This window comes from Salegentibacter tibetensis, from assembly GCF_020164485.1.
Classification (GTDB): Bacteria; Bacteroidota; Bacteroidia; order Flavobacteriales; family Flavobacteriaceae; genus Salegentibacter; species Salegentibacter tibetensis.
In genome coordinates this window covers 44,187-58,651 of the sequence record NZ_JAIQZA010000005.1, presented here as the reverse complement: position 1 = coordinate 58,651, position 14,465 = coordinate 44,187, and the positions used below count along the sequence as shown (strand labels likewise).

The 14,465-nt window shown below is 36.4% G+C and carries 11 protein-coding genes; 9 read left to right on the top strand and 2 right to left on the bottom strand.

All coding sequences use genetic code 11. The features are described from left to right. Positions 1-59: 59 nt before the first annotated feature. Positions 60-1,007: a calcium/sodium antiporter gene (locus tag LB467_RS03765; RefSeq protein ID WP_224472691.1), complete on the bottom strand. Its 948-nt coding sequence runs from the start codon at positions 1,005-1,007 to the stop codon at positions 60-62. Between the two features lie 129 nt (positions 1,008-1,136). Between LB467_RS03765 and LB467_RS03760 the strand changes: the two genes are divergently transcribed. The 4 genes from LB467_RS03760 (at position 1,137) to LB467_RS03745 (ending at position 5,616) form a co-directional block, all read left to right on the top strand. Then, positions 1,137-2,141, top strand: a complete 1,005-nt coding sequence (locus LB467_RS03760) for a carboxypeptidase-like regulatory domain-containing protein (protein ID WP_224472690.1) — start codon at positions 1,137-1,139, stop codon at positions 2,139-2,141. A 273-nt stretch (positions 2,142-2,414) separates the two neighbouring features. Then, positions 2,415-2,780 (top strand): BlaI/MecI/CopY family transcriptional regulator, encoded by a 366-nt coding sequence (locus tag LB467_RS03755; protein ID WP_224472689.1) that lies wholly within the window; start codon positions 2,415-2,417, stop codon positions 2,778-2,780. A gap of 3 nt (positions 2,781-2,783) precedes the next feature. Further along, positions 2,784-4,829 carry a M56 family metallopeptidase gene (locus LB467_RS03750; RefSeq protein WP_224472688.1) on the top strand — a complete coding sequence of 682 codons (2,046 nt, stop codon included), beginning with the start codon at positions 2,784-2,786 and terminating at the stop codon, positions 4,827-4,829. 634 nt (positions 4,830-5,463) lie between these two features. Further along, positions 5,464-5,616 (top strand): SsrA-binding protein, encoded by a 153-nt coding sequence (locus tag LB467_RS03745; RefSeq protein WP_224472687.1) that lies wholly within the window; start codon positions 5,464-5,466, stop codon positions 5,614-5,616. A 50-nt stretch (positions 5,617-5,666) separates the two neighbouring features. Here the strand turns inward: LB467_RS03745 and LB467_RS03740 are convergent, their stop codons facing one another. Then, complete coding sequence (locus tag LB467_RS03740; protein ID WP_224472686.1) at positions 5,667-6,317, bottom strand: flavodoxin family protein; 651 nt, start codon at positions 6,315-6,317, stop codon at positions 5,667-5,669. A 122-nt stretch (positions 6,318-6,439) separates the two neighbouring features. Here LB467_RS03740 and LB467_RS03735 point away from each other — a divergent pair, with 122 nt between their 5' ends. The 5 genes from LB467_RS03735 to LB467_RS03715 all read left to right on the top strand — a co-directional run bounded on the left by LB467_RS03735 (position 6,440) and on the right by LB467_RS03715 (position 14,274). Beyond that, complete coding sequence (locus LB467_RS03735; RefSeq protein WP_224472685.1) at positions 6,440-7,717, top strand: Kelch repeat-containing protein; 1,278 nt, start codon at positions 6,440-6,442, stop codon at positions 7,715-7,717. Positions 7,718-7,872: 155 nt separating this feature from the next. Beyond that, a complete protein-coding gene (locus tag LB467_RS03730) occupies positions 7,873-9,537 on the top strand; it encodes a peptidase domain-containing ABC transporter (RefSeq protein WP_224472684.1) in 1,665 nt (554 codons plus the stop codon). Positions 9,538-9,539: 2 nt separating this feature from the next. Beyond that, complete coding sequence (locus LB467_RS03725; RefSeq protein ID WP_224472683.1) at positions 9,540-10,907, top strand: HlyD family secretion protein; 1,368 nt, start codon at positions 9,540-9,542, stop codon at positions 10,905-10,907. Positions 10,908-10,915: 8 nt separating this feature from the next. Next, positions 10,916-12,292 carry a TolC family protein gene (locus tag LB467_RS03720; RefSeq protein ID WP_224472682.1) on the top strand — a complete coding sequence of 459 codons (1,377 nt, stop codon included), beginning with the start codon at positions 10,916-10,918 and terminating at the stop codon, positions 12,290-12,292. A gap of 137 nt (positions 12,293-12,429) precedes the next feature. Then, positions 12,430-14,274 carry a hypothetical protein gene (locus tag LB467_RS03715; RefSeq protein WP_224472681.1) on the top strand — a complete coding sequence of 615 codons (1,845 nt, stop codon included), beginning with the start codon at positions 12,430-12,432 and terminating at the stop codon, positions 14,272-14,274. Positions 14,275-14,465: the final 191 nt, after the last annotated feature.

Here is a 14,465-nt window from a genome sequence, read left to right as displayed (position 1 = left end):
ACCAAATAAGTCTACCCAGATTTAAATTTTTATGTATTCCTTAATATACCCCCTTAAAATTAACCCAAAAATGCAAGACCCGTAAAAATTACGTAGCTCACGAATAAAATCACACCTTTGTATCGATTGAAAAGAAACTTTTTTGGAATAAAAGCTAAAGGAGCAATAGCAAAAGAGATCCCTATCATCCAGAAAATGTCATTTGTAAGAATTTCATCTGACTGAATATAAATAGGTTGAATCATCGCGGTAATACCTAAAACCGAAGCGATGTTAAAAATATTGGAGCCTATTAGATTCCCCAGGGAAAGCGCTTTTTCCTTTTTTAAGGCTGCGATAACCGAAGCTGCGAGTTCGGGTACACTGGTACCTATTGCAATCATAGTAACCGAAATCACCCTTTCGCTCACACCAAGCATAGTCGCCAAATCTACCGCGCCATCTACCAGCAGTTCAGATCCTCCCCACAGCGCTACACCTCCAATAACCAACCAGATAATCATTTTAAAATTAGAAGTTTTCTTTAAAGAATCGTCTATTCCTTCCACTGCAATTTCAGTTTTTCTTCGCGATCTTCTTATCAATAAAAATAGGAAGAGGATAAGTGCTAAAAATAAGATTAAACCTTCCAGACGCGAGATATGCCCCCCGGTATTTAAAAAGTAATAGAGCACAATGGAAAACAACATCATCGCTGGCCAGTTAAACCGGTAGAACTCCCTGTCTACAGAAATAGAGGTTATTATTGCCGTTATTCCCAATACCAAACCTAAATTAGCGATGTTGGAGCCTATTACATTCCCCAGGGAAATATCAGAAAACCCACTTAAGGCAGCTTGTAAACTAACCAAAAGTTCGGGTGCCGAAGTCGCAAAAGAAACCACCGTTAACCCAATTACCATTCGGGAAATATTGAATTTAAAAGACAAAGCCACAGAAGCCCTAACCAGAAATTCTCCTCCCACCACAAGTAAAACAAGACCTATAAGAATAAAAACAATGCTCATCTGTAGTTTTTTGCGAAGATAAAATAATACCCCCAACTCTCAACCAAAGTATAAAGGCATTTTAAAACTAACAGAAACGTTGACAAACTATTTTTTTAGTATATTATTCAATAAATATAAATATTGTTTATGCAAAAAATATTTACTCTAATCTTAATTTGTTTTTTAAGTCAGCAAATTAAAGCTCAAAAAAATGTTGAAGGTTATATATTAAATATTGACGATTCTACCGCTATAGCTGCAGCTTCGGTTTATTTTGACGGCACCAGTATTGGAGTTTCTACCAACTCCAAAGGCTTTTTCTCCATTAAAGTACCAGAGCACATCAATTCCCCGCTTATAATTAGTTCTCTAGGTTTTCAAGTTAAAGCAATCGCAGACCTTTCAGAAATAACTAAAGAAAATCCTATATTTTTAATTGAAAAGCCCGAAGCTCTAGATGCCGTTTTACTGGAGGCTGACCCTTGGACCAGAAAAAAAAAGTTAGCAGAGTTTAGAAGGGAGTTTTTTGGCCCTACCCCGGTAGCTTCTTCATTAAGGATAGAAAACGAAGATATCCTTAAATTAAGATACAGCCCTTCCCAGAAAACCCTAATCGCTAATGCATCTGAGCCCTTAAAAGTGGTAAATCGATACCTGGGTTATACAATAACCTACAATTTAAGTTCATTTAAAGTTACTTACCAAAAAAGTGATTCCGGATTAATTATACCTTATATGATTTATTACGAAGGTTTCGGTTTTTTTAAAGAAACTAAGACAAAAACCAAGAAACGATATATAAGACGTAGAAAGAAATCTTTTGAGGGTTCACTACTTCATTTTATGAGAGCACTAAGCAACCAAACTTTAGCAGAAGAAGGCTTCAGAATTTTTAAAAAGAGCTCTGAAGTTAGGCCCTACGAATATTTTGAGCTTACTCAAAAAGATAATTTGGTGCTCGTTAAGGTTTTAGCTGAAAAACTAAATATTCTTTATAACAATACCGAGCAATCCGGCCTTTTGGCAAGTGGAAAATTTTCTATAGACCAATTTGGCAATCACGATCCACCGCAAAACCTTGTACTTAGCGGGAGTATGGGCAATAAAAGACTGGCGTATTTATTACCGACAGATTTTAACGAAAATGATTAAACTGTTTTATTCGTTGATAAACTATTTATTTCGTTATATTTGAATAAATGAAATCAAGAACCTCGGGGTAAGCTTACGAGGTATGAATTGGAAAACTATTTTATAATTTCGAGGCCCGCCTGCGGAACGGGCTGGCAAGCCTTAGGGAATTAAACCCTCAATCAGGGATTAAAATGAAACCAGCATGATGCTGGACCCAGAAATTAGCAACTTACAGTGAAATGATTATAAGTCTGTGAAAAATTCCCCCTATGGGATTAAATTTATATACAAATGAAACGATTAACTAATAAAGAAGAAGAAGTAATGCGCATTCTCTGGCAGCTGGAGAAAGCCTTTGTAAAAGAGATCATACCACATATCCAGGATAAGAAGTTACATTACAATACGGTTTCTACTATAGTAAGGCATTTGGAAGATAAAGGTTTTGTAGCTCACGATGCTTACGGTAATACGCATCAATACTACCCAGTGATTTCTAAAGAGAAATATAGAAAGCATATTATGAGTTTGACATCAAAACGCTTCTTTGATAATTCTTATAAAAGCATGGTTTCATTTTTTGCTAAAGAGGAAAAAATTAGTGCCGATGAGCTTCGGGAAATCCTTGAAATTATAGAAAAGGAGAAAAAGGATTAATTCATGGAGGCATTATTAATTTATCTTCTCAAAAGTGCGGGATTGCTAAATATTTTTTACCTGGCATATATCATCTTGCTAAAAAGAGAAACCAGTTTTCAGGTGAACCGCAGGTTTTTACTGGGTGGTATTCTCGCATCTGCTGTATTACCTGGAATATATTTTACAAGGAAAGTTATTGTTGAAGCTAATAGTATCTCATTTAACGAGATCCCAATTAGCACAAATATTTCTTCAGAAGATCTAGCATCAACTATTGGAGTGTGGGAATTATTGGGAATTATATATATTTTTATTGCTACCTTCTTCATAACCCGGATTATTCGTCAGCTATTCCATATTTCTAAACTCATTCTACAGAGTAAAATCACAAATGCTGAAAGCTTTAAATTCATAAAAACCAATACTACAATAAGTCCGTTTTCATTTTTCAAATTTATAGTTTACAATCCTGTAGCACATTCAGAAAAAGATCTGAAAATGATCTTACAGCACGAAAAAATTCACGCCTCCCAATGGCATTCTGTAGATATTTTAATCGCCAACCTCATCACTGCCCTACTCTGGTTTAATCCTTTAAGCTGGTTGTACAAAAAGAGTGTGGAACAAAACCTGGAGTATATAGCCGACAGGGAAACCGTCGCAATTTCCGGTGCAAAAAAGTCATATCAACAAGCCCTGGTAAAAGTTTCTATTGCCAACTTACAGCCCGCGCTTACCAATCATTTTTATCAATCATTTATCAAAAAACGAATTCTTATGCTGAATAAAAAATCATCTCAAAATTCCGGTCTTTGGAAAATAAGCCTTGTTTTTCCTTTAGTCCTGGCTTTTATGCTAGCTTTTAATGTAAAGACTGAAGCCAGAATTAATTCCTCGAAAAACTATGAAATTTTAAATACTAACGATGAAGAAGATCAAAAACTTTTAGAAGCTCATTTTTCAGAAAACACATCAAAAGCAGACCTTGAGAAATATAAGGATGCTTTTGCTGAAAACAATGTAACACTTGAGTGGCGCGACATACGGTATTCAGCTCATAAGCTAAAAAATATTCATATAACCTATACTTTAGAAACAGGCGATAGCCGGGAATTTCAATCAGAAACCGATGAAGATGGCAATTTATTACCATTTAAAATTGGTGCCCGATTTCACGAAAACGGAAAAATAGCTTTTATTTCAATTAGTAATCAAAAAGTAGGGGAACCCATTAATTCTCAATTAGTGGAACAAGAGGTTGCGCCAATAAAACATAAAAAACTACCTGAAAATTTAGTTTATAAAATTGATGGTGAAATAGTCTCTGTGGAAGATGCAAAAAAACTAAATCCCGAGGAAATAGCCGAAATACAGGTAATTGAAGGAGAAAAAGCAATAGATGAAGCTGGGAAGAAGGGTGAAAATGGAGTAATACTTATCAATACCAAAACTTCTAAAAACCCTACAGAAATCCCCGGTGATCCGCTTTATATTCTTAACGGGGCAACCACAAAAAAGGAAATTATAGACCTTATTGATAAAGACTTAATCAAAAGTGTTAACGTGTTGAAAGGAGAAAGTGCCATTTCTCTCTACGGGGAAGATGCGAAAGATGGTGCGGTGATAATCACTACTAAGGTTTTAGATGATGAAGAATCACAAAAGAAAGCTAAAAACAAAGTGATTGAGGCGAAGGCATTGTCGATTGGATTTCAGGAATTCAAGAAAAAAACTGATTATCAAATAATAACCGGTAAAGGTTTTAGTTATTCTGATGCGAAAGATATTCATGCATTCCAGAAATTTGAAGAAAAGCCTGATTCGGATAAGATAAAAGGTTTTGGTGTGAAAGCGAATATTTTCACAAATGGTGAATTACAATCTTCACCCTTAGTTATAGTTGACGGTGTAAAAGCCAATGGAACTGCATTAAAAGCTATTGATCCAAAAAATATTGAAAAAATAAATGTTCTTAAAGGCGAAGGAGCTATAGAAAAATATGGCGAAGAAACTAAAGATGGTGTAATAGAAATCACCACCAAGAAAGAAAAAACCACAAAAGAATAATTTCGCTTTTCATTGTAATTTGAATATTTTAAAGAGGCTGTCTGGAAAGTCTAATTTCGTCAAGCTGAACCTGACCGTCGGTTCAGGCGGGCTTGTTTCAGACTTTATCCCGAATTTATATCGGGATTCTAACAACTTTTAATTATCAACATCTTAGATTCTAAAAAGAAATCAGAATGACGGTTTAAAAAACTTTTTCAGACAGCCTCTTTTTTGCAAGTATGTTTAAAATAAAAAAAGGCGGATTTTTTAGATCCACCTTTCTTTGCCCCAAATCTACCATGAACTTAACCTACTTATGTTATGGTGATTCTAAAGTATAATGAATAAACCTTGTTCACAATTTTTTTAGACCAAAGGCATAATTAATTGTTAAAGCATTGAAAATCAAAAAATAATGTAAGAAATTAAGATAAAACTATCAATGCGCTGTGGGAATTTTATCTATTGCAGAATTTGACTTCAAGGGCAGCACCTGCTTTTTCTTTTACCCGATTTTCGATATCTTTGAAGTAAACCGCTTTGGAGTATACTCACGAAATACGCTAAGAAAACGATATTCCTTTCGAGTCTATCCTCCAAGCTCCCGATATTTATGGGGATAGATTTCGATTATCGAGTAAACCAACCAACAATGAAAAAGACATTCTTTAAAGTACTTTCTAAACTTAACAAAAAAGTCCTCCCCAATTATACCAAAAAAGAACTGGATCTTAGAAAAGCCAGTAAAGTGCAAATGGCAATAATTGGCTGGAAATCCTGGGTGACCAGAAATTCCTTAGATTAAAAAAGCACTTAAAAATAATTCCTATGATCTTTTTCAAATTTTCTAACTTCCTACTTACTCATCTTTTTAGCTTTTTCTTCCAGTTTCTTTACGTCGGTGGGATACGGGTTTTCTTTTAAGGTTTTTGCCAAATGCACCAGGTTGTGCGCCATAAGTAACATCATATTATTGGTGAATTCGTGCTTATTCCCTTCGGCTTCAATATAACTTGGCCCGGGACCGGCTTCACCCACGTAGTAACAGAATCCATTAACGGGAACGGTAAATCCGTGTTCCGAGAGATCAAAAACCATACTGGAAATCGCTTTTTTAGCACCGTCTTCATTACCATCTACCATTACTCCGGCAACTTTATTATAAGTCGGGAACTGTCCGTTTTCTTCGTTTCCCTCTTCCATAATTCCGTCAAAACGCTCGGCAACCATCTTGGCAACTGCACCGCGGTCTCCACGCCAAATTGGAGTGGCTAGAATTAAAATATCAGCGGCTTTAATCTTCTTTAAAAGCTTTGGCCACTCGTCGCCTTTGCCTTCATCGGAAGTAACTCCGAATTTCACATCGTGATCTACTACGCGAACAATTTCGGTATCAACATCCAGGTCTTTAAATATCTTTTCAGCTTCTTCAATAAAGGCTTCGGTATTGGAGGTTTTAGGCGATTTTTTTAAGGTACAATTCATAAATAAAGCTTTCAGTTTCATAATTTAGATTTTATGGTTAATCCGTACAACTTATTAAAAATAAAAACCTAAACCAGTTAAGGCTTGGTTAAACCTGCCTTAGGATTTTGTTAGAAGCCCTATATTTATCACAAATGCAATTTATGATGAAAAAATACCTTCTGCTTAGCCTCTTTTGTTTTTCGGTAATTAGCCTGAATTCCCAATCCTGGAAAAAACTTCCTGCTAACGGAGAAGCGCAGGAACGACATGAGAATGCTTTTGTACAGGCCGGGAAACGGTTTATCTTAATTGGCGGGCGTGGCAATAAACCTATAGATATTTATCATACTGAAAATCAAACCTGGAAACAAGGCGCACAACCGCCCCTGGAGATGCACCATTTCCAGGCGGTTAGCCTGGACGGACTCGTTTATGTCCTGGGTGCTTTTACTGGCGGCTGGCCTGACGAAGACCCAATCCCGAATATTTATATCTACGATCCCCTGGAAGATCTCTGGATAAAAGGCCCGGAAATTCCTGAAGACCGTAGACGCGGCGCGGCCGGAGTTGCTGTAAAAGATAAAAAAATCTATCTGGTAAACGGAATCACCAACGGCCATACCTCAGGCTGGGTGAATTGGTTTGATGAGTATGATCTTTACAAAAACAAGTGGAAAAAACTACCAGATTCTCCAAATGCACGAGACCACTTTCAGACGGTAATTACAGAAAATATTCTTTTTGTTGCCGGCGGGAGAAAATCGGGCAGTGTGCAAGGTAACGGATTTGCCGGTACGATAAACGCTACCGATATTTATGATTTTGATTCTGAAAAATGGAGAACTATTGCGGAAATCCCTACTCCAAGGGCCGGGACCGCAATAGGGCTTGTAGATAATAATCCTGTGATTTTGGGTGGCGAAAGCGATTCGCAGGAAGCAGCGCACAATGAAGCTGAAATTTTTGATCTTGGAAAAGGAGAATGGAAGAGTTTACCAGCAATGAACAAAGGCAGGCACGGTACCCAGGCCATCAATCTTAACAAACAAATTATTATCGGAGCTGGTAGTGGTAATCGAGGTGGCGGACCCGAACTGCAATCTTTCGAAATCTACTCCCGGGATAATAAGCTTAACTTTAGCACCGAAGCCATCCTTGCCGGAGACTTAAAAGCTTCAGAAAGCAACCTCGATATTCCTAAAGGAAAAACAAAAAATTTGAGGATCTCTCATAGAGGAGGAAACCAGGCCATTGTAATTACAGAAATTACTATCAGCGATAATTTCACTATCCTGAACAAGGAAAGCTTACCCTTTATCCTTGCACCAAGATCAGAATTTGAATTAAAAATACAGGGAAATGAAGGTCCTGGTAAGTTAAAAATTAAAAGGGCAGGAAAAAAAGATACAATTAATATTTCTTTAAATGCAAAAAATTAAGGTAAAAAACCAAGAATTTCTTATAGTTATTTTCATAAAAATGAAAAAATGAAAAATATTAAAAAACAAGCGTTAAAACTTTTTTAAACCTTGCAAAAACAATTTACATAAATTTATTTTTGCAACTGGAAAAATGAGATTCTATAACAAACTGAATGAAGAAAACGAAACCTGGAACCCCGGTAAAACGACTTTGGAATTTACTAAAATTAGATAAACGCGATGTAAAACACATTCTTTTCTACGCACTTTTCGCCGGTTTAATTAACTTAGCTGTCCCTTTGGGAATCCAGGCTATCGTTAACCTAATACAGGGAGGGAAAGTTAGTACCAGCTGGATAGTTTTGGTTGTTTTAGTGACTCTCGCCGTAGGTTTGGTAGGAGTGTTTGAATTATTACAGCTTAGATTGGCAGAGAATATTCAGCAAAAAATCTTTACACGTTCCAGTTTTGAATTTTCTTTTCGGTTTCCAAAAATCAAAAGTGAAGCGCTTCAAAATATCTATCCTCCCGAATTGGCAAACCGCTTTTTTGATACCACTACCGTTCAAAAAGGAGTGAGTAAAATATTGCTGGACCTACCATCAGCTACGGTGCAAATTATATTCGGGGTAATTCTACTATCGTTATATCATCCATTTTTTATTCTATATGGCTTATTACTTGTTCTACTCCTTTACATCGTTTTTAAGTTTACCGCAGAAAAAGGTCTAAAAACCAGTTTAGATGAGTCTAAGCACAAATACGCGGTTGCCTACTGGATTCAGGAAATAGCCCGCAATTTAAAGAGTTTTAAAATTTCTGGCCGAAGTAGATTAGCCATGGATAAAAACGACAGGCTTACCGCAAAATACCTGAAGGAAAGAGAAGAACATTTTGGGATTCTCAAGATTCAATATATCAAACTCATTGTTTTCAAAGTCTTAGTGGCCGGCGGACTACTTGCCATTGGAGGGATGTTGGTTCTAAACCAACAAATGAATATTGGTCAATTCGTAGCTGCTGAGATCATTATTTTATTGGTCATCTCTTCGGTAGAAAAATTAATTCGCGGTTTGGAAGATATTTATGACACGCTAACTTCCCTGGAAAAATTGGCCCAGGTCGTTGACAAACCTCTGGAGGCTTTTGAAAACCAAAACACCATAGACGTTTCCAATGGGATTAAGTTAGAATTAAAAGACGTCGCATTCGAACCGGAAGGGCATACAGTATTAAAGGGCATAAACTTTACCCTCTCTCCCGGAAAAAGTATGCTGATTAAAGGACCTGCGGGAAATGGAAGAACCAGTCTTTTAAAACTTATCTCTGGTATTTTCACACCTACTCGCGGAAAAATATATATTAACGACACCGCTAGACACACATTGGTGCTCAATGAATACAGGCAGCATCTGGGCACCTTTTTACCCGATGAAATTCCTTTTGAAGGTAGTCTTTGGGAGAACATAACCTTTGGAGATGAATCAATTTCAGACCAGAATATTGATTGGGCACTGGAGCATTCAGGCTTAAAAGAATTTGTAAAAGATCAGCCTAATGGTATTTTCACACCAATTCATCCGGAAGGTAGATATCTATCTACGCTAATCGCGAAACGTATAATCCTGGCAAGAGCCATTGTAAAAAAGCCTTCAGTCCTGATTTTAAAAGAACCATTTGAAAAATTTGAACCCCAGGAAAGGAAAAAATTATTGGAGTTTTTAACCAATCCGCAGCATAAGTGGAGTCTCATTGTTGCCAGTAATGATGATTTATGGAAAGACGTATGTGACGAAAGCCTGGAGTTACAGGATGGTAGAATCGTTAAACCCCTGTAGTTATGCTGAATATTTCTGACGAAAAACTCAACGAACGCATAGATATTACCGATACTAAATCGGGAAAATTCGTTTTTTTTAGAAAACACTACGAAATTTTCAATAAAGTACTCGTTGGCCTTTTTATACTATTTGTTATTATTCTCTTCTTACCCTGGACACAGAACATAAGATCTACAGGAAACGTGACCACGCTTAGCCCGGAACACAGGCCACAAACTATACAATCTCCAATTCCGGGAAAAATTGAACAGTGGTACATAGATGAAGGTGATTATGTAAATAAAGGCGACACTATTTTAAGGATTTCAGAAGTAAGCAGCGACTATTTTGACCCTCAACTTATAAGCAGAACCACGGGACAAATTGATGCAAAAAGCAGTTCTGCCTTAACTTACGATGAAAAGATTAACGCCCTGCGCCAACAACTGGAAGCCCAGCAAAACGAAAGGGAACTAAAGCGCGAGCAGGCCATCAATAAAATAGAACAATCCCGCTTAAAAGTACTAAGTGACAGTATAAAACTTGAAGCTGCAAAAACCCAGATAGAAATCGCCAGGACACAGTTTGAGCGAATACAAACCCTACAGGAAGAAGGTTTAAAATCTTTAACCGATTTGGAAGCAAGACGTTTAAGATTACAGGAGGCACAAGCCCAATTAATCGCTCAGGAAAATCAACTATTGTCCAGTAGAAATGAGGTAATTAATGCTGAAATTGAAATCAACAGGATTACCGCTGAATATGCTGATAAAATTTCGAAAACCAGACAGGAAATCTTCACCTCCCAGGGAAATCAATTTAATACCCGCGCTGAAGTAGATAAACTTGAAATACAGCGATCCAATTACGAGCAACGTAGCAATTTATACCATATCGTGGCACCCCAGGACGGATACGTAAACAAAGCTTTGCGTGCCGGTTTGGGTGAAACTTTTGGCCAGGGAGAACAATTGGTAGGTATTATGCCATCAAATTATCAAATTGCGGTAGAAACCTATGTAAGGCCGCTGGATTTACCATTAATTCATGTGGGCGAAGAGGTACGTATACAATTTGATGGCTGGCCGGCAATTATATTTAGGGGCTGGCCCAATCTTTCTTTTGGTACTTACGGTGCTAAAGTTGTTGCTGTAGAAAATTACATTTCACAAAATGGTAAATACCGGGTATTACTGGCCCCAGATCCTAATGATAATCCGTGGCCAGAACAAATAGGTATTGGAAGTGGAGCCGAAACCATTGCTCTGTTAGAAGACGTGCCAATTTGGTATGAATTATGGCGAAACTTAAATGGTTTCCCTCCTAACTATTATGAAGCAGACAATAATTCCCAGAATCAGGCTTCTAAAAACAATAATAAAAAGTAGACTAAAAAATGCGCTTTGTACTCTATTTTTATCTGCTATTTTTTATTTGTTCTTCAGCATCTGCACAAATAGACAGCCTGAGTTATACCGAATTTTTAGATAAGGTTATAAGCGAGCATCCGGTGGTGAGCCAGGCCGGATTGGTAAGAAACCTGGGGGATGCTCAGGTTCAATCTGCAAGAGGCGCATTTGATCCGAGGTTTGTGGTAGATTATAAAGCAAAAGAATACAAAGGCACCGAATATTATGATCTTCTAGACGCCCAGTTGCAGGTGCCTATGTGGTATGGATTGAAATTAAAGGGCGGATTTCAACAAAATCAAGGTGTTTATATAAACCCGCAAAACCAGGTACCTGATGCCGGTCTTTTCCAGGCCGGGGTAGTTTTATCGCTAGGAGAAGGATTATGGATCAATTCCCGCATGGCCGGTTTGCGCCAGGCACAGGCTTACAGGGAACAAAGTAAAGCCGAACAACAGCTATTAATAAACGATATTCTTCTGCAAGCATCTTTCACCTATTTTGAGTGGGTAAGAGCACATGAAAAATTAGACATCTTTGAGGCTTTTTTAGAAAACGCCAACGAGCGATTTAGGGGTATTAAGCGGGGAGCAGAAACAGGGGATATAGCAGGAATTGATACAGTAGAAGCCCGGCTTAACATTCAGAAACGTATGTTACAGGCTAACCAGGCAGCGGTAGAACTTAGAAAAACCCGGCTGGAACTTTCTACCTATTTATGGGACCAGGATCAACCCCTTCTATTACAGGAACAGGTAAGACCGGTAGATACAGATGTAGTTTTAGGGAATTTGATTTCTGAAATTCCTCAAGCAAATTTAAATTCTCATCCTCAGTTAGAATTTTACCGCCGAAGAATTGAAGCGCTGCAAATAGAAAAACGCTATCGTTTCAATAGATTATTACCGCAAATTGACCTGGAATATAATTTTCTATCTGAAGAACCCGATAATTTTGAAACCTTTAATGCTAATGCCTATAAAGCCGGTTTAAAATTTTCCATGCCCTTATTCCTTAGAAAGGAACGAGGTGATCTTAAAATTGCCGAATATGAATTACAGGATGCAAAACTGGAATTAAACCTTCAGGACAACCAATTACAAGCTCGTATTAATGCCCTACAGCAGCAACTTCAGGCTTTTTTGGAACAAATTGTAATGGCCGAGCAAATGGCGACCGATGCTACCGCACTACTGGATGCCGAAGTGCGAAAGTTTAATTTTGGGGAAAGTTCTATCTTCTTAATAAATACCCGCGAAACACGCTTAATTGAAGCCAGGCTCGAGCAGCTAGACCTTGAAATTAAATATCTAAGAACCCAGGCAGAATATCTGCAAGCTTTGGGCGGTAACGCTGCGCAATGATCATAATTTTTTTCCGATAAATGCTTATTAGCAAATTATTTATATATTTAGAGAGCCTTAACTAGAAATACAGACTTACCCTACTACTCTCTTCTGGTTGCATCAAGGCTAATTTATCTATAAACAAATCAACCTGTATGAAATTAGAAAAGATCTTAGACCGACTTGGGTCTATTGAAAAGAATTCCTTCATAAAAGTAGTAGACAATATAATTTCAGACCAACCCAAAAATTCCAGGGAAATTGAAAAAATTTTAAGTTCCGCTGACAAAGGCCTTAAATCGGCAGATAGTGAAAATATAACTCAAGTATTTTCTTTAATTCATCAGGAATTTTACAAGCATTTAAAGTGTGAATTTCAGGAAACATCTTCTCAACTTGATATTTTAATCGATATAATTATTAGGGACGGAAATTGTATAATGAAACAGGATTGGTTCTCCCGTTTATATAAAAAAGAAATCAAAACTATAAAAGCGAAAATAAAGCAAGTTGAAGCAGAGATTAGTAATCCGAAATCTGAACTTCTAGAAGAAAGAAAAAGAGACTACCGGGTTTACAGAAATTGTTTAAAAACAGCTTACCAAAACGATATTGATAATAACAGGGAAGCAAAAGTAACTTCAGATGAGCTCTCTATAATTCTAACGCTTTCTAAAGAATTGCAGTTATCTCAAGAAGAAGTTAAACTCATAAATTATTCAATTATTCCTATTAAGAAATTGGAAGTTCTTGAGGTTATAAATAACCTTAAAAACATAGGTGTAATCTTTTTCTCTAAAAAGGAAAACACCATTTATGTTGCTGATGAAATGGTTAGGATACTAAGACAACTACGTGGAAAAGAAGTAGCTGATAAATATTTGAGAAGAACCTTGCGTATTTTAAGAGAACCGGTAATCAATCAAATCTGTAGAAATCATGGAATACAAACTAAAGATGGCTTTTCTACTAAAATTGACGAAATAATTAAAGAAGGAATTTCATTTAAAAATTTACTTGCCGAAGATATCCATAAGAAAGGAACCACACTTACAGAAAGAAAAAAATTCTTAAACAATATCGTTGAAAAAGGACTGGATATTCAAAATTTAAGAGGAAGCACAATAGAAGAAAAAATTGATAGCCTCATTGATTATTTTGAAAGTATTGACAGGGATGACAGTATTAACATTGCCCTAGATGGGTTTGAAAAAATGCTGGCTGAACTAAATGATTCCCTTCCCAAATTAAACAAACAAATAAAAGATCAGTTTGAACTGCAAGATGAATTTGTTCTGAAAGGTGAATTTCTTATAAATTACAATATTAAGCCAAGGGATATCCTTGATTTGATTGAGAAAGAAGACCTAAAAAAGTTTATTCTGGATAATAAAATAAAGCAGCGAGGTAATAATATTCTCAATATTTTAGAACACTACAAAGATTCCGAAAACCTATTTCTGGAAAATTATGAAAAAGTGGCCTATCGAGATCTAAATGCGCTTAAAGAAAATGGAATTACCACAAAAGAAAGTGAACTGGGGATTAAATTTGAAGAGCTAACCAGAAAAATATTTGAGGATCTAGGTTTTAATGTGGATGAAGAATTAAAGAAATCACTTAATTCCAATAAAGACATTATGGATATTCTTTTGCATTTGGAAAACGGGGATGTAATTATTGTGGAATGCAAAACCCGTAAAGAAAAGGGATATAATAAATTTAGTACCGTTTCCAGACAATTAAAAGCCTACAAAGCCAGAGTAGAAAAGATGGACAGAAGAGTGATTAAAATTCTTCTTTTGGCGCCTGAATTTAGTGACGATTTTATCACTGATTCTGAAATGAATGTTGAATTAAACTTATCGCTAATTACCGCCTCTTCTCTATTAAAAATCTATGATGCTTTTAAAGATTCTTCGTATAATCAATTTCCCCACGTATTATTTAGAGATGTGTTAATCAATGAACAACGAATCATCAAGGCGCTAAGTAAATAGATTTGAGAAAATTAAAATGAGGCTGTCTGAAAATTATATTTCATTAAGCTGAATTTATTTCAACATCTAACATGTTCTTATTATCAAAAAAATTAGATTTTGAAATGAACCCGCCTGAACGGACGTGGAGGTTACCATTGACGTATTTTAAATATCCTGTTATTTAGGTTTGCTTTTTCATTTTTTGTTCG

Coding starts and splice junctions, on each gene's coding strand:
- LB467_RS03765 (WP_224472691.1), bottom strand. CDS start 1,007: ATGAGCATTGTTTTTATTCTTATAGGTCTTGTTTTACTTGTGGTGGGA.
- LB467_RS03760 (WP_224472690.1), top strand. CDS start 1,137: ATGCAAAAAATATTTACTCTAATCTTAATTTGTTTTTTAAGTCAGCAA.
- LB467_RS03755 (WP_224472689.1), top strand. CDS start 2,415: ATGAAACGATTAACTAATAAAGAAGAAGAAGTAATGCGCATTCTCTGG.
- LB467_RS03750 (WP_224472688.1), top strand. CDS start 2,784: ATGGAGGCATTATTAATTTATCTTCTCAAAAGTGCGGGATTGCTAAAT.
- LB467_RS03745 (WP_224472687.1), top strand. CDS start 5,464: ATGAAAAAGACATTCTTTAAAGTACTTTCTAAACTTAACAAAAAAGTC.
- LB467_RS03740 (WP_224472686.1), bottom strand. CDS start 6,317: ATGAAACTGAAAGCTTTATTTATGAATTGTACCTTAAAAAAATCGCCT.
- LB467_RS03735 (WP_224472685.1), top strand. CDS start 6,440: ATGATGAAAAAATACCTTCTGCTTAGCCTCTTTTGTTTTTCGGTAATT.
- LB467_RS03730 (WP_224472684.1), top strand. CDS start 7,873: ATGAAGAAAACGAAACCTGGAACCCCGGTAAAACGACTTTGGAATTTA.
- LB467_RS03725 (WP_224472683.1), top strand. CDS start 9,540: ATGCTGAATATTTCTGACGAAAAACTCAACGAACGCATAGATATTACC.
- LB467_RS03720 (WP_224472682.1), top strand. CDS start 10,916: ATGCGCTTTGTACTCTATTTTTATCTGCTATTTTTTATTTGTTCTTCA.
- LB467_RS03715 (WP_224472681.1), top strand. CDS start 12,430: ATGAAATTAGAAAAGATCTTAGACCGACTTGGGTCTATTGAAAAGAAT.